At 62.1% G+C, this 14,111-nt stretch carries 16 protein-coding genes; 10 read left to right on the forward strand and 6 right to left on the reverse strand.

Going from position 1 to position 14,111, the window contains the following annotated elements; all coding sequences use genetic code 11:
* The first annotated feature begins 66 nt into the window (after window positions 1-66).
* Window positions 67-1,146, forward strand: coding sequence for a class II fructose-bisphosphate aldolase (gene fbaA / locus PG881_RS18640; protein WP_011704732.1), 1,080 nt, complete (start codon window positions 67-69; stop codon window positions 1,144-1,146).
* A 220-nt stretch (window positions 1,147-1,366) separates the two neighbouring features.
* On the forward strand, window positions 1,367-2,671 hold the full coding sequence (locus PG881_RS18645; protein WP_270801987.1) for an NAD(P)/FAD-dependent oxidoreductase: 1,305 nt from the start codon (window positions 1,367-1,369) through the stop codon (window positions 2,669-2,671).
* A 186-nt stretch (window positions 2,672-2,857) separates the two neighbouring features.
* Here PG881_RS18645 and PG881_RS18650 read toward each other — a convergent pair whose 3' ends face one another.
* The 3 genes from PG881_RS18650 to cutA all read right to left on the reverse strand — a co-directional run bounded on the left by PG881_RS18650 (window position 2,858) and on the right by cutA (window position 5,482).
* Window positions 2,858-3,271 (reverse strand): hypothetical protein, encoded by a 414-nt coding sequence (locus tag PG881_RS18650; RefSeq protein WP_024946158.1) that lies wholly within the window; start codon window positions 3,269-3,271, stop codon window positions 2,858-2,860.
* A 124-nt stretch (window positions 3,272-3,395) separates the two neighbouring features.
* Window positions 3,396-5,168 (reverse strand): protein-disulfide reductase DsbD, encoded by a 1,773-nt coding sequence (locus PG881_RS18655; RefSeq protein ID WP_270801989.1) that lies wholly within the window; start codon window positions 5,166-5,168, stop codon window positions 3,396-3,398.
* The gene (gene cutA / locus PG881_RS18660) at window positions 5,165-5,482 is read right to left on the reverse strand and encodes a divalent-cation tolerance protein CutA (RefSeq protein WP_270801991.1); all 318 of its coding nucleotides are present in this window, start codon (window positions 5,480-5,482) and stop codon (window positions 5,165-5,167) included. The genes PG881_RS18655 and cutA overlap by 4 nt, the downstream gene beginning before the upstream one ends.
* A gap of 193 nt (window positions 5,483-5,675) precedes the next feature.
* On the opposite strand from cutA, the gene PG881_RS18665 reads away from it, so the two are divergent.
* A complete protein-coding gene (locus tag PG881_RS18665) occupies window positions 5,676-6,017 on the forward strand; it encodes a hypothetical protein (RefSeq protein ID WP_270801993.1) in 342 nt (113 codons plus the stop codon).
* Between the two features lie 95 nt (window positions 6,018-6,112).
* On the opposite strand, the gene PG881_RS18670 is transcribed toward PG881_RS18665, so the two are convergent.
* A complete protein-coding gene (locus PG881_RS18670; RefSeq protein WP_011704738.1) occupies window positions 6,113-6,550 on the reverse strand; it encodes a PACE efflux transporter in 438 nt (145 codons plus the stop codon).
* Between the two features lie 124 nt (window positions 6,551-6,674).
* On the opposite strand from PG881_RS18670, the gene PG881_RS18675 reads away from it, so the two are divergent.
* Window positions 6,675-7,553: a LysR family transcriptional regulator gene (locus tag PG881_RS18675; RefSeq protein WP_011704739.1), complete on the forward strand. Its 879-nt coding sequence runs from the start codon at window positions 6,675-6,677 to the stop codon at window positions 7,551-7,553.
* Window positions 7,554-7,566: 13 nt separating this feature from the next.
* Here PG881_RS18675 and ygfZ read toward each other — a convergent pair whose 3' ends face one another.
* Window positions 7,567-8,472 (reverse strand): tRNA-modifying protein YgfZ, encoded by a 906-nt coding sequence (gene ygfZ / locus PG881_RS18680; protein ID WP_270801996.1) that lies wholly within the window; start codon window positions 8,470-8,472, stop codon window positions 7,567-7,569.
* 113 nt (window positions 8,473-8,585) lie between these two features.
* Here ygfZ and PG881_RS18685 point away from each other — a divergent pair, with 113 nt between their 5' ends.
* Window positions 8,586-8,855 carry an FAD assembly factor SdhE gene (locus PG881_RS18685; protein WP_011704741.1) on the forward strand — a complete coding sequence of 90 codons (270 nt, stop codon included), beginning with the start codon at window positions 8,586-8,588 and terminating at the stop codon, window positions 8,853-8,855.
* Between the two features lie 19 nt (window positions 8,856-8,874).
* Window positions 8,875-9,252 carry a protein YgfX gene (locus PG881_RS18690; RefSeq protein WP_270801998.1) on the forward strand — a complete coding sequence of 126 codons (378 nt, stop codon included), beginning with the start codon at window positions 8,875-8,877 and terminating at the stop codon, window positions 9,250-9,252.
* Between the two features lie 224 nt (window positions 9,253-9,476).
* On the opposite strand, the gene nadB is transcribed toward PG881_RS18690, so the two are convergent.
* Window positions 9,477-11,084, reverse strand: a complete 1,608-nt coding sequence (gene nadB, locus PG881_RS18695; protein ID WP_270802001.1) for an L-aspartate oxidase — start codon at window positions 11,082-11,084, stop codon at window positions 9,477-9,479.
* Window positions 11,085-11,266: 182 nt separating this feature from the next.
* Here nadB and rpoE point away from each other — a divergent pair, with 182 nt between their 5' ends.
* From rpoE to PG881_RS18715, 4 genes are all read left to right on the forward strand, one after another.
* Window positions 11,267-11,848 (forward strand): RNA polymerase sigma factor RpoE, encoded by a 582-nt coding sequence (rpoE, locus tag PG881_RS18700; protein WP_005309371.1) that lies wholly within the window; start codon window positions 11,267-11,269, stop codon window positions 11,846-11,848.
* A 22-nt stretch (window positions 11,849-11,870) separates the two neighbouring features.
* The gene (locus PG881_RS18705) at window positions 11,871-12,461 is read left to right on the forward strand and encodes an RseA family anti-sigma factor (RefSeq protein ID WP_011704744.1); all 591 of its coding nucleotides are present in this window, start codon (window positions 11,871-11,873) and stop codon (window positions 12,459-12,461) included.
* A gap of 19 nt (window positions 12,462-12,480) precedes the next feature.
* A complete protein-coding gene (locus PG881_RS18710; protein WP_016349517.1) occupies window positions 12,481-13,461 on the forward strand; it encodes a MucB/RseB C-terminal domain-containing protein in 981 nt (326 codons plus the stop codon).
* A gap of 93 nt (window positions 13,462-13,554) precedes the next feature.
* Window positions 13,555-14,016 (forward strand): SoxR reducing system RseC family protein, encoded by a 462-nt coding sequence (locus tag PG881_RS18715; protein WP_270802060.1) that lies wholly within the window; start codon window positions 13,555-13,557, stop codon window positions 14,014-14,016.
* The last annotated feature ends 95 nt before the right edge of the window (window positions 14,017-14,111 follow it).

The following is a 14,111-nucleotide window of genomic DNA, read 5'->3' on the forward strand; positions in this document are numbered from 1 at the left end:
GCTGTGCCGGTTCATGATGAACCCCCCATTTTTTATTAACGGCATACGAGAACAGGACGATTAAACATGTCTAAGAAAATTTTCGACTTCGTAAAACCCGGCGTGATCACTGGTGATGACGTTCAGAAAGTGTTCGCCATCGCGAAAGAGAACGGCTTCGCTCTGCCGGCCGTCAACTGCGTCGGTACCGACTCCGTCAACGCCGTACTGGAAGCTGCCGCCAAGGTGAAAGCACCGGTTATCGTTCAGTTCTCCAACGGTGGTGCCGTGTTCACCGCCGGTAAGGGTCTGAAACTGGAAGGCCAGCAAGCTGCCATCATCGGTGCCATCTCCGGTGCCAAGCACGTTCACGCCGTTGCCGAAGCCTACGGTGTACCGGTCATCCTGCACACCGACCACGCCGCCAAGAAGCTGCTGCCGTGGATCGACGGTCTGCTGGACGCGGGCGAGAAGCACTTTGCCGAAACCGGCAAGCCGCTGTTCTCCTCCCACATGCTGGATCTGTCCGAAGAGTCTCTGGAAGAGAACATCGACATCTGCTGCGAGTACCTGACCCGCATGGCCAAGATGAACATGACTCTGGAGCTGGAACTGGGTTGCACCGGTGGCGAAGAAGATGGTGTCGACAACAGCCACATGGACCAGTCCGCCCTGTACACCCAGCCGGAAGACGTGGCCTACGCCTACGAGCGTCTGTCCAAGATCAGCCCGCGTTTCACCATCGCTGCCTCCTTCGGCAACGTACACGGTGTTTACAAGCCGGGTAACGTCAAGCTGACTCCGTCCATCCTGGACGCTTCCCAGAAGTACGTTTCCGAGAAGTTCGGCATCCCTGCCAAGTCTCTGGACTTCGTATTCCACGGTGGTTCAGGTTCCACTCTGGAAGAGATCCGCGAATCCATCTCCTACGGCGTGGTGAAGATGAACATCGACACCGACACCCAGTGGGCGACCTGGGAAGGCATTCTGGGCTTCTACAAGAAGAACGAAGCCTACCTGCAAGGTCAGCTGGGCAACCCGGAAGGCGCCGACAAGCCGAACAAGAAGTTCTACGATCCGCGTGTATGGCTGCGTGCCGGCCAGACTACCATGATCGCTCGTCTGGAGAAGGCGTTCTCCGACCTGAACGCCATCGACGTACTGTAATTCGTTACGGTAGTTTGATTGCATGAAAAGGCGCCCTGCGGGGCGCCTTTTGCATTGCAGCATGGCGGGGTCGCCAGTGGACGTGAACAAGGTGCCTTTCGAGGCACCTTTTGCATTTCTGTGATCCCTGCGGGCTGGATTGGCGGCGAGTGGCTGAGTATTATCGATGACAGGCCGTTTATTTTAGTAAACGCAACGCTATCAAGGCAGGATGCTGAGCATGCAGGCAGGAAAGCACTACCCCCATCAGGAGCACGTGGCCTCCTATTACGCGGCCACCCGCAACGACAATCAGCAGTGGCCTGAGCTCAGTGGCGAACTGAATGCCGAGGTCTGCATCATTGGCGGCGGTTTCACCGGTCTCAACACCGCCATCAATCTGGCCGAAGCCGGCTACAAGGTGGTGTTGCTGGAGGCCAACCGCATCGGCTGGGGCGCCTCCGGGCGCAACGGTGGTCAGCTCATTCGCGGTATCGGTCACGACACCATTCAGTTCGCCCGCTGGATTGGTGAAGAGGGCGTGCGCGAGCTGGATCTGATGGGGCTGGAGGCGGTCGAGCTGGTACGCGAGCGGATCGAGCGCTTCAACATCGACTGCGACCTGCGCTGGGGCTACTGCGATCTCGCCACCCGTCAGCGCCATCTGGCCGGGTTTGCAGAGGAGGCGGCGCACCTGGCGAGCCTCGGCTACCGGCATGAGGTGAAGCTGGTGGCACGGGAGGATATTCACAGTGTGGTGGGCTCGGATCGCTACATCGGCGGCATGATCGACATGGGCTCCGGCCATCTGCACCCTCTCAACCTGGCGCTGGGTGAGGCGCGCGCGGCGGCCAGCCTGGGTGTGGCCCTGTTTGAGCAGTCCAGAGTGGTGCACATCGACTATGGCGATCGGCTGCAGGTCACCACCGCCCACGGCCGGGTCAGCGCCGACTACCTGGTGATCGGCTGCAACGCCTATCTCAACGACCTCAACTCCGAGCTGGGGGGTAAGGTGCTGCCGGCGGGCTCCTACATCCTCGCCACCGAGGTGCTGGAGAAGCGGCTGCGCCAGCGCCTGCTGCCGCAGAACATGGCGGTGTGCGATCAGAACGTGGCGCTCGACTACTACCGTCTCTCCGCCGACGGTCGGCTGCTGTTTGGCGGTGCCTGCAACTATTCGGGCCGGGATCCTCGCGACATCAAGGCCTTCATGCTGCCCAAGCTGCTGCGGGTGTTTCCCGAGCTGGCGGATACCGCCATCGAATTCCAGTGGGGCGGCATGATAGGCATCGGGGCCAACCGGCTGCCCCAGATCGGCCGCTTGCCGGAGCAGCCCAATGTCTTCTATGCTCAGGCCTATTCCGGCCACGGTCTCAATGCCACCCACATGGCGGGCAAGCTGGTGGCGGAGGCGATCAAGGGGGAGAGCCGGGGTTTCGATCTGTTTGGCAGCGTGCCCCACATGACCTTCCCCGGCGGCCCGGCGCTGCGCTCGCCCCTGCTGGCGCTCGGCATGCTCTGGTACCGCTTCAAGGATCTGTTCTAAGGGAGGCTGAATCTGGTGCGCCACGGCGTGGTGGTTGGCCGGATTGATACTGCTATTTAGCTGGAGCTGTCCAACAATCAGCGTCCGCCCATCCCGTGTACTGAACGGGGCTGCGCGCCGGCTAGCGAGGGGGATAGGGTGGATACCCAGGCCTGAGTCAGCCTGGGTATTCTGGTCGGTTGCGTGTCAGTGGGCGGGCTCGGCCAGACGCCAGCCCTGCTCGGTTTTCATCATCCACACTTCGGCCTGCTGCGGCAGCACCTGGCCTGCCTCGAACTCGCCGTATTTGCGTTCCAGCTCCATCAGTCCCATCTCCTGCTGGAAGGGACCGACCCTGTCATAGACCAGATCCTCGTCGTGCAGCACCTGCAGCTGTTCCATCCCCTGCTTGAAGTGGAGCTGGTAGCTCACCTTGACCAGATAGACCCCCTCCATGCGCTCTTCCTTGTCCAGGATGGCGAAGTCACTGATCTCGAACAGATTGGCGTCGGTGTCTGCCTGCAGTTTGGCGGTGACCTGGGTCCGGATTGCCTCTTCACCTGGACCTGCGTAACAGCCATACAGCCAGAGGGCCAGCAGGGGGATGAACCACTTTTTCATCAAAACTCCGGACGAACGAGACGGGAAAGCGCAAATATTGCCACGCTGTCGATCATATACAAGGGATTGCCGGAAAAATGGCGGTCAAACCGGGGACCCGCACGATTGCACGGGCCACCCGGCCTTAGCGCAGCTTGTCCAGCTGACCGAGAAATTCGGTGGGCCCCATAAAGCCGGTGACCCGCTGGCCGCTCACCTCGTTGCCGGCGCGGTCGAAGAAGATGAGGGTCGGCAGCCCCAGCACGTTGAGGCCGTTGAGCAGCTCCACATCGGCATCGTCGTTGGCGGTGACGTCTGCCTGCAGCAGCACCATCTGGCCGAACCGCTCGCGCACGGCGGGGTCGCTGAAGGTCTTGTGTTCGAACTCCTTGCAGGCCACGCACCAGTCGGCATAGAGATCGAGCAGCACCGGCTTGCCGTGGGCGGCGGCCAGCTGGGTCTTGAGATCGTCCAGCGTCTTGATGCGGATGAAGGTTGGCGCCTCGGCCTGAGCGGCTACGCTGGCCCCCTGGGGTGGCAGCAGCAGATCCTTGCCCACCACCACGGCGCTGATCATGGCCAGCAGCAGTACGAAGCCGCGCAGGCTGCGCCCCACCGAATGGCCCTGATGCTGGTTGTGATGATAGAGGTAGCCGCACAGCAGCAGCCCCCAGCCGAGCCAGACCAGGGTGGTGACCTGATCGCTCCAGAGCCTCGAGAGCAGCAGGATGGGTACCGCCAGCAACGCGAAGCCAAACAGCTGCTTGATCACGTCCATCCAGGCGCCCGCCTTGGGCAGCAGCTTGCCGCCCGAGGTACCGAGCAGCAGCAGTGGCAGCCCCATGCCGAGCGACAGGGCGTAGAGAGCCGCGCCGCCGAGCCAGAGATCGCCGCTTTGGGCCACGTAGATGAGGGCGCCGGAGAGCGGGGCCGTGGTGCAGGGGGAGCAGACCAGGCCGGAGATCATCCCCATGATAGCGACTCCGAGCACAGAGCCGCCCTGCTGGCGGTTGGAGAGGCCGGACAGCCGGGTCTGCAGGCTGCTCGGCAGCTGCAGGGTATAGAGCCCGAACATGGAGAGTGCCAGCAGCACGAACATCACCGAGAGGCCGATCAAGACGTAGGGGTGTTGCAGCGCGGCCTGGAATTTCAAGCCTGCCGAGGCCACCACCAACCCGAGCAGGGTGTAGGTGACCGCCATCCCCTGCACGTAGACGAAGGAGAGCAGGAAGGCGCGGCGGGTGGAGAGGTGATGGCCGGCCCCGGCGATGATCCCGGTCAGGATGGGATACATGGGGAAGACGCAGGGGGTGAAAGCGAGGCCGAGCCCGAGTGCGAAGAAGGCGGCGACGCTGAGCCAGAAGCCCTGGCTGCCGAGGGCGGCCGCCAGCTGATCCTGCTGGCTGCTGGCCGGTATGGGCTGGTCAGGCTGCTCGCTCTGCTGGGCGGTGAGCGGCTGGATACTGATCAGCTTGTCGGTGGGGGGATAGCAGAGGCCGTCGGTACAGCCCTGATAGCTGATCTTGAGGCTGGCCTGCTGGCCGGCCTCGGTCAGGGTGACGGGGATCTGCAGCTCCCGGTAATAGACCTGGGTCTTGCCGAAGAAGTCATCTTCATGCTCGGTGCCGGCGGGCAGCACCGGCTCCTCGAAGGTGAGGTTTTCCCCCTTGAAGCGGAAGCTGTGGCGATAGAGGTAGTAGTCGTCGGCGATACGCAGGCGCAGCAGCAGCCGATTGCCCTGCTGTTCGCTCTTGAGGACGAATGCCTCGTCCACTTTCAGAAATTTGGGCTGGGCGCTGGCCTCGATGCCGAGGGCGCTCAGCAGATCCGTGCTGCTGGCGCGGACCGGCAGTGAGCCCAGACCGGCCAGCAGGGCACAGAGCAACAGCAGGGGAAAGAGCAGGCGAGACGGAGTCATGAGGTTTCCTGTTTTATCCAGTCGAGATAGGGCTGGTGGCCCTGGCTTGTGGGCAGCGCCAGGATCTCCGGCACCTCATAAGGGTGATGAGCAAGAATGCACTGGCGCAGCGGCTCGAACAGGGCGGCGTGCGACTTGATGATGAGCTGGATCTCCGTGGCCCGTTCGATTTGGCCCTGCCAGCGATAGACGGAGGTGAGGCCGGGCAGCTGGTTGATGCAGGCCGCCAGCCGCTGGCTCAGCAGTTGTGCGCAGATGAGGTCGGCACTGGCCTCATCCGGGCAGGTGCAAAGCACCAGAATGGTGTCGGTCATGGTGAAATATCTCGTCCGATCGGGGCGGCTCGGCGCCCGTAAACCAGTGGCTACTATACCTAGCGACGGGTCAAATAGCATCTGGCGCACTTTGCGGCTGCGACATGAAAATAAGTGGGGGGCATGAGATAGACGCTGTCAGAGCGACAAGGCAGAATGAGCGGGCTTGTTCCCATTCGACGTAAGGAAATGTATGACCCAACAGAATGAGCAGCAGAGAAACCGCATGTTGAGCCTGTTGCGCGAAGGTGAGCGCCGTATGTTGGTACAACTGGCCGGTCTGCTGCGTACCAGTGCCGATGAAATCAATGCCGAGCTGGAAAAAGAGGAGTTGCTGGATACCCTCGAGCAACCGGTCACGGTGGAGTATCTCAACGGTGTGGTGCAGCACCATCTGTTCGAGCGCCTGCACAAGGGTGACATGGTCGCGGCCCAGCGACTGCTGACCCAGTACCAGAGCGACATCGAGGCCATGCTGACGCAGGAGTCGGCCGAGGTAGAGGCCCAGACCGAAGAGCTGAAGGCACAAGCCTGAACGCCGTGGCAGGCCCGCCGGGCTTGTCCTCCCCCAGCACCATCATGCCCCTTGCATGATGGTGCCTCGTTTTTCCTGCCGTTTTTTGCCGTCGTTCAACCCAGTGCGTTCTGCTGCCACTGGCCCGGGATCGGGTACACCTTGTCATAGCTCCAGTTGTAGATGAAGGCGTAGACCAGATAGAAGGTCACGAAGCCGATGTTGAGCGCCAGCGCCGCCAGCAGGGCGAGATCCAGCCACCAGGCGATGACCGGCAGGGTCAGCGCCATGAAGCCCCCTTCAAAGCCAAACGCATGGACTACGCGCTGCCACAAGGTCTTGTGCGGGTGACCCTGGTACTTGAGCAGCAGCTTGTCGAAGCCGATGTTGTAGACATAGTTCCAGACGGTGGCCAGCACCGAGAACAGGATGGCCAGCGGCCCCATGTGGCTGAGCTCGATACCTGTGACCCAGCTGGCCAGGGGGGCGGCGATGAGCAGACCTATCACTTCAAAGCCGATGGCATGGCGGATACGGTCGTTGCGGGTACGCATAAATTCCTCTCTTTAAACAGGTATGTTGACTGACTGGTTGGCAATCTATCCCTATTTGTTGATAGTTTCACGTTGGTATCCATCGCTAAAATAGATAGATGACCGCATTTGCAGGAGCAGGACGATGAATCCATCGCTGGAACAACTCAGGGTATTGCTGGCCGCCGCACAGGCGGGCTCCTTTTCGGCGGCGGCGCGCCAGTTAGGCAAGGCGCAGTCGGTGGTCAGCACCGCCATCGCCAATCTGGAGATAGATCTGGGGCTCGAGCTGTTCGATCGCAGCGGCCGCTATCCGGTGCTGACCGAGGCGGGCGTGCGCATCAGCCAGGAGGCCGGCATTTTGCTGGCCCAGAGCGAGCGCTTGCAGGCCATCGCCGGCGAGCTGGCCACCGGTGTCGAGTCGCGCCTGACCCTGGCCATCGACGATGACTCCCACCTGCCCTGGCTCGGCTCCGTGCTGGAGGGGTTCGCCACCCGCTATCCAACGGTGGAGCTGGAGCTGTTGTTTCCGTTGATGGAGGATCTCACCGAGATGCTGACCAGCGGCCGCGCCCAGCTCGGCATCAGCTATCAGAAGGAGCACCCGCAGCGGGAGATCGTCGCCCGCTCGCTGGGGGGGGTGCCCATGCCGCTGGTGGTCTCCCCCGAGCATCCGCTGGCCCACAAGGCGCCGCTGCGGGAGAGCGATCTGCAGGGGGCGCGCCAGTTGATGGTGACAGGGCGACGGGAAGGAACGGAGCGTCATCGCTTTCGCCTGTCGGCGCAGGTGTGGTGGGTCGAGGGGGATCTGGGAGTACTCGAGCTGGTCAAGTTGGGGCTGGGCTGGGCGGCGGTGCCTGATTTTCTGCTGCACCGGCCGCTGGCCCGGGGCGAGGTGGTGGTGCTCAAGCCGGACTTCATTACCCAGCCGGAGCTGGCACTGGAGCTGCAGTGGCATCGCGCCCGCCCGCTCGGGCAGGCGGGGCGCTGGCTCAAGGAGGCCCTGCTGGCGCGGGCGCGCTAGCAGGGCTCTTCGCTTACTCGGTCAGCTGATAGGGGAGGGGCTGCAGGCTCAGGCTTGAGCCTTCCTCTTGCTTGAGCCGGAAACGGGCGTCGGCTTCGATGTCCTTGGGCAGCACGGCGGTGAGCCACAGCTCGCCATCCTGCTGCCAGGCGTTGAGCACCATGCCGCTACGGCGCCAGTTGTCACCGAGCTGGATCTCCAGGGTGTCGCCGCTGGCAACCGGCGTTGCGGCAGTGCCGCTCAGCACGAACAGGGCGCGGTTGTTGGCGCCACGATACTTGGCGCGGGCCACCGTCTCCTGCCCCATGTAGCAGCCCTTGGTGAAGCTGATACCGTCCAACGCCTGCAGGTTGAGCATCTGGGGGATGTACTCACCCTGATGCACGGCTTCCAGATGGGGGATGCCGGCCTTGATCTCCAGTCCCCACCAGAGCGACTCGGGGCTGCTGGGCAGGGTCAGCGCCAGCGGCTGTTCGCTGACCAGCAGCCAGCGGTCGGCCTCGACCCGCACCGCCATGCCACCCTCGATGAGGCCGCTCTCCTGCAGGCCGAATTGCCCTGCGATCCAGCCATCGGTCCCCTGACCGGCCACGCCGACCGCCTGGCCGTGATTTTCGCTGATCTCGACCTTGGCAAAGATCGCGAACTTCTTGAGCTCGGGCAGCTGGCGGGCCAGCACCGACGGCTTGGTCAGCATCAGCAGGCGATCGCTCAGGCAGAGCAGGCGAAAATCGCTCCACAGCTTGCCCTTGGGATCACAGTGGCCACCCAGGGTGTGCTGGCCTGGCTGCAGGGCGTTGACGTCACAGGTGACCTGACCCTGCAGGTATTTGGCGCGATCCTGGCCGCTCAGGCTGGTGATGGCCAGATCGGTCAGAGGGAACAGGGTTGGCTCGGCGGGAAGGGTTGGCAGGCTCACGATGGCATTCCAGAGACAGAAAGTATGTGACCTGCATGGTAAAGACGTAAGGAATGTTTGTCAGCCGGAAAATCCAGCTGTTACCATCGCCGGGTCTTTGTAAGGAGAGTTCCATGTTGAGCCCAATTGAAAAATCCCGCCTGAAGTGGGCCTGCCGCCGTGGCATGCTCGAGCTGGATGTGATCTTTATGCCTTTCTTCGAACACGAGTTCGACGGTCTGAGCGAGGCGGAGCAGCAAACCTTCATCCGCCTGCTGGAGTGCGAGGATCCGGAGCTGTTCCGCTGGAGCATGGGCCACGGCGTGCCGGAAGACCCCGCCTTCGCCGCCATGATCCCGCTGATCCTGGAACGCAATCAGGCCCGCCACGATCGCCAGCGTTGATCCATCCGTACGGGTGTCGATGCCCGTCACCGTCTCCAGACAGCAGCGTCTGCTGCTGTTGTCGCTGTTTCTGCTGATCCTGTGGCCGCTGGCCGCCCTGATCCACGGCTGGCAGTGGGCCCTGTTGCTGCCCTGCTGGGGTCTGGGGTTGTGGCGCGCCTGGCTCGACACGAGCCGGATGACCGGCGTGCTGGAGTGGGACGGTCAGTGGCTCAGCTGGCAGGGCAACCGTTATCAGCTGGGGGCGGGCAGCCGCATTTGGCCCGGGGTACTCTGGCTGCAACTGGTGGCGGCGGAGCGTCCCGCCATCCGGCTCTGGCTGTTCAGCGATGCGCTGGCGCCAGCTCATTACCGTACGCTGGCCCGCGCCATCCACTGCTCCCAGCCGACCCGCTAGTCTCTCTTCCCCATAAAACAGATGACCCCGCCGGAGCGAGGTCATCTGGGGGAGGCGGATCGATTAATCCCTATCCATCGTCAGCAATGCTGGTTCATGGCGGGCAGGATCAATCCTTGTCCGGCGTCAGCACGGTCGGCTTGGAGTCCGGCTGCATGTCCGGGTAGTCCGGGTCGCAGCAGTGCAGGCCGTGTGACTCTCAGGCTCATTGCGAAGCGAAAGGGTTAGTCTCGTTCCGGCGTCAGCACGGTCGGCTTGGAGTCCGGTTGCATGTCCGGGTAGTCCAGGTTGTAGTGCAGGCCGCGCGATTCCTTGCGCTGCAGGGCGCAGTTGACGATGAGTTCGGCCACCTGCAGCAGGTTGCGCAGCTCCAGCAAGTTGTTGGAGACCCGGAAGTGGGCGTAGTACTCCTGCACCTCCTGCTTGAGCAGGTCGATGCGGCGCTTGGCCCGGGCCAGGCGTTTGTTGGTACGCACTATCCCCACGTAGTCCCACATCATCAGGCGCAGCTCATGCCAGTTGTGCTGGATCACCACCAGTTCGTCCGAATCTTCCACCTTGCTCTCGTCCCACACCGGCAGACGGGGCGGCTCCACGCTCATCGGCAGCTTGGCCAGAATGTCGGCCCCCGCCTGATGGGCATAGACCACGCATTCGAGCAGGGAGTTGGAGGCCATCCGGTTGGCACCGTGCAGCCCGGTGTAGGTCACCTCGCCGATGGCGTAGAGGCCGGGGATGTCGGTCTGGCCGTTGTTGTCGATCATCACGCCGCCACAGGTGTAGTGGGCGGCAGGGACGATGGGCATCGCCTCCTTGGTGATGTCGATGCCGACCGCGAGGCAGCGTTCATGAATGGTCGGGAAGTGCTTGATGATGAAGTCGGCCGGCTTGTGGCTGATGTCCAGATACATGCAGTCGGCGCCGAGCCGCTTCATCTCGTGGTCGATGGCGCGGGCGACTATGTCCCGTGGTGCCAGCTCGGCCCGCTCGTCAAACTCCGGCATGAAGCGGCTGCCGTCGGGACGGCGCAGGTAGGCCCCTTCGCCGCGCAGGGCTTCGGTCAGCAGGAAGTTGGGGTCATCGGGGTGGAACAGGCTGGTGGGGTGGAACTGGTTGAACTCCAGGTTCGCCACCCGGCAGCCGGCGCGCCACGCCATGGCGATGCCATCACCGGAGCTGACGTCCGGGTTGGAGGTGTACTGGTACACCTTGGAGGCGCCGCCGGTGGCCAGTGCCACGAAGCGGGCACGGATCACTTCGACCTGCTCGGCGTTGCGGTTCCAGACATAGGCGCCCAGCACCCGGTTGCCCGGCAGACCCAGCTTGCGGGTGGTGATGAGATCGACCGCGTTGAAGCGTTCCATCAGCTGGATGTTGGGGTGAGCGCGCACCTGATCGATCAGGGTGAGCTGCACCGCCTTGCCGGTGGCATCCGCCGCGTGGAAGATGCGGCGATGGCTGTGGCCCCCTTCGCGGGTCAGGTGATAGTGGGATTCGCCCTCGGCGTCCTCCTCCTGATCGAAGGGGACCCCCTGCTGGATCAGCCACTGGATGGATTCGCGGGCGTTGCGGGCGGTGAACTCCACCACGGTCGGGTCACACAACCCGGCCCCGGCGTTGAGCGTGTCGCTCACGTGGGATTCGATGCTGTCGGTCTCGTCGAACACGGCAGCGATGCCTCCTTGCGCATAGAAAGTGGCCCCTTCACTGATGGGCCCCTTGCTCAGAACCAGGACTTTGGCCTGGTCTGCCAATCGCAACGCGAGAGACAAACCGGCGGCACCGCTGCCAATGATCAGTACGTCGCAAAGGTATTCAACACTTGCTTTCATAAGTATCATTGGCCTGGATTAAGAACTGGCACCATGGTAGCCCAAGCGAGGGTGGTGATGCAGCCTGCGTCACATTTTTTTCAATGCAAGCGAACTTTCCCTGATTCCTCCTGTCTGAACTTGTGCGCTTAGGAAGGGCCGGAAAAGAAAAACGATAACCTGATGGGGGTTTTACGGCTCTGATGAGCGACCAGAATCTACTGGACGAACAGCTGGTTGAACGGGTCCAGCGTGGCGATAAAAATGCATTCAACCTGTTGGTAAAAAAATACCAGCACAAGGTGGTCAACCTGGTGGCCAGGTATGTCAACAACCCGGGCGATGTACCGGATGTGGCGCAGGAGGCATTCATCAAGGCCTACCGTGCGCTGCCGACATTCCGTGGCGAGAGCGCGTTTTACACCTGGTTGTACCGGATTGCCGTGAACACGGCCAAAAATTATCTGACCTCTCAAGGGCGCAGGCCGCCCAGCAGTGACGTAGAGGCGGAAGAGGCAGAATACTATGGCGGTGGCGAAGCCTTGCAAGAGGTGGCTACCCCGGAAAACCTGACGCTGACCGACGAGATCAAGCGCACCGTGTTTTCTGCCATAGAAGCTTTGCCGGAAGACTTGAGGACAGCTATCACCCTTCGCGAACTGGAAGGGCTGAGCTACGAAGAGATTGCCGAAATCATGGATTGTCCGGTGGGTACGGTGAGATCCCGAATCTTCCGGGCGAGGGAAGCAATCGATAAAAAGCTGCAACCTCTGATCGAGAATTAACTGGGGAAAGACAGGTTAACTTATGGCAACTAAAGAGCAACTCTCGGCCCTGATGGACGGTGACTTGAGCGATGTTGAGGTTCTGAACGAGCTGGGAACGGATCCGGCTCTGCAAGACACCTGGTCTCGTTACCACCTGATTGGTGATGCCATGCGGGGGGACCTGCCGGTCAATCTGCAACTGGATCTGAGCGACAGCATCATGGCTGCGCTGGAAGATGAACCCACTATCCTGGCGCCCAAGCCGGTGGAGAGCAAACCTGCCGCACCGCAGCCGGGTACCGCCAAGGTCGTGCCGTTTCTGCGCCGTGCCGGCCAGCAGGTGGGACAATACGCCATCGCCGCCTCGGTCGCTGCCGCCGTCATCTTCGGGGTACAGCAGTATCAGGGGCAGGATGGGTTGCCGACCAACCCGGTACTCAACACTATCCCCGTTGGTGGCAGTGCTTCACCGGTGAGTGTGCACTACCCGCAGGATGGCAACCGGGCCACTGCCCGTCAGCAAGGGCTGAGCGAGCAGCAGATGCAGGAGCAGCGCGAGCGCATCAATGCTTTCCTGCGTGACCACCAGTTGCAACAGCGTCTGCTGCAAGACAAGCAGATTCAGGAATAACGGATTTAGGGATCAGAACGTGCGCCAGTCCAGCCGTATTTTGCTGGCCTCTCTCCTGCTGATCAGTGCCAAGGCCTCGGCCGACGACAAGTCGGCCGAGGCCTTGTTGCAGCAGATGCAGAGTGCCGTCTCGCAACAGAATTTTGAATTATCCATGGTCAAGGCCCGGCAGGGGCGCCTCGAACCCATCCGCTTCAGCCACGGCGTGATCGATGGCAAGGAGGTGGCTCACCTCAGCTATCTCGATGGCAAGACCATCGAGTATCTGCAGCGCCAGGATGAGTACACCTTCTTCGAAAATACCCACGAACCTTACACCCTCAAGGGTGCCCGCTTCCCTGGTGTGTGGGCGAGCCTGGTCAGGATGCCGTTGCCACGGGTGCTGGAGAGCTATGACCCCGTGCTGGCCGGTCGCAGCCGGGCGGCCGGGTTGGTGGCTCAGGTCGTGCGGCTGGTGCCCAAAGAGGCCGACAAGTACGGCTTCGTGCTCTGGATCGACGAGCAGAGCCACCTGCTGGTGCGGGTGGACATGGTGGATCGGGAAGGCAATCTGGTGGAACAGGTGCTGGGGGTGGATCTGGACAGGCTGCCTGCCCCGGCGCCCTGGCTGGTGAAGCTGGCTGGCAGCAAGCTGCCTCAGGCACTGGCACTGGAAGACGCCTACCCGGCGCCACAGCAGCAGCTGAACTGGCACCTGACCTGGTTGCCGGAGGGGTTCAAGGTGCTCTCGCGGGATCGGCATCAGCTGGTGACCACCAGCCTGCCGGTGGATTACATGATGCTCTCCGACGGGCTGGTGGATCTCTCGGTCTACGTTGCCCGGGTCGACCCCAAGCAGGCGGTGCGCCAGCAGTTGATCCGTCAGGGGGCCACCTCGCTGGTGAGCTATGTCAATGACGTGGGGGTCGAGATCACCGTGGTCGGTGAGGTGCCGGCAGACACCGCCAAACGCATCGCCGAGTCGGTGCAACCTCTGGCCCGCAATGAGACCGTCCAGTAGTCGCCGATGCACTGTTGCTTGCCCAATCCAGACAGTCATGTTCAGATTGGGTCAATCTCTGTCTAGTTAATGTGGAACCGTCTTGTGAGTGGAATGAGCGAAGAGCTGGCAACCGTAGTGGCCATTGATGGACAACATGCCTGGGTGGAGTGCGAACGACGCTCCGCCTGCAGCGGTTGTCATCAACAGTCCAACTGCGGCACCGGCACGGTAGCCAAGGCGTTTCCGTTGCAGGCGCAGCGGCTGCGGGTGGCGCTCACCATCGAGGTGAGCGTCGGCCAGCAAGTGAGGCTTGGCATCCCCCAGGCGAGCATTCTGCATGGGGCGGCGCTGGTCTACGTGCTGCCGCTATTCTGTCTGCTGGCGGGAGCCCTGCTGGGGCAACTCTGGCTGGCTCCCTTGCTGTCGGCCGGGGAGGGGGTCACCATCCTCAGTTGCCTGCTGGGCGGCCTTATCGGATTTTCACTGGTTCGTTACTTTTCCAACCGGCTCGATCAGGGGGCTTATGGTCCCCGCATGCTAGGGGTGATCCTACCCACCCGCCACCTCTCCTGACACTGTCCAGGCCTGTATTTCTGGTGCTTCGTCGACTAAAGATTGGCCGTCGACCGGGTTATCCAGTAAAATCCTGCCTCCATATCCGGCCCTAA

Source organism: Aeromonas sp. QDB54 (genome assembly GCF_027707385.1).
GTDB classification, from domain to species: Bacteria; Pseudomonadota; Gammaproteobacteria; order Enterobacterales; family Aeromonadaceae; genus Aeromonas; species Aeromonas hydrophila.

Coding starts and splice junctions, on each gene's coding strand:
- fbaA (WP_011704732.1), top strand. CDS start 67: ATGTCTAAGAAAATTTTCGACTTCGTAAAACCCGGCGTGATCACTGGT.
- PG881_RS18645 (WP_270801987.1), top strand. CDS start 1,367: ATGCAGGCAGGAAAGCACTACCCCCATCAGGAGCACGTGGCCTCCTAT.
- PG881_RS18650 (WP_024946158.1), bottom strand. CDS start 3,271: ATGAAAAAGTGGTTCATCCCCCTGCTGGCCCTCTGGCTGTATGGCTGT.
- PG881_RS18655 (WP_270801989.1), bottom strand. CDS start 5,168: ATGACTCCGTCTCGCCTGCTCTTTCCCCTGCTGTTGCTCTGTGCCCTG.
- cutA (WP_270801991.1), bottom strand. CDS start 5,482: ATGACCGACACCATTCTGGTGCTTTGCACCTGCCCGGATGAGGCCAGT.
- PG881_RS18665 (WP_270801993.1), top strand. CDS start 5,676: ATGACCCAACAGAATGAGCAGCAGAGAAACCGCATGTTGAGCCTGTTG.
- PG881_RS18670 (WP_011704738.1), bottom strand. CDS start 6,550: ATGCGTACCCGCAACGACCGTATCCGCCATGCCATCGGCTTTGAAGTG.
- PG881_RS18675 (WP_011704739.1), top strand. CDS start 6,675: ATGAATCCATCGCTGGAACAACTCAGGGTATTGCTGGCCGCCGCACAG.
- PG881_RS18685 (WP_011704741.1), top strand. CDS start 8,586: ATGTTGAGCCCAATTGAAAAATCCCGCCTGAAGTGGGCCTGCCGCCGT.
- PG881_RS18690 (WP_270801998.1), top strand. CDS start 8,875: ATGCCCGTCACCGTCTCCAGACAGCAGCGTCTGCTGCTGTTGTCGCTG.
- nadB (WP_270802001.1), bottom strand. CDS start 11,084: ATGAAAGCAAGTGTTGAATACCTTTGCGACGTACTGATCATTGGCAGC.
- rpoE (WP_005309371.1), top strand. CDS start 11,267: ATGAGCGACCAGAATCTACTGGACGAACAGCTGGTTGAACGGGTCCAG.
- PG881_RS18705 (WP_011704744.1), top strand. CDS start 11,871: ATGGCAACTAAAGAGCAACTCTCGGCCCTGATGGACGGTGACTTGAGC.
- PG881_RS18715 (WP_270802060.1), top strand. CDS start 13,555: ATGAGCGAAGAGCTGGCAACCGTAGTGGCCATTGATGGACAACATGCC.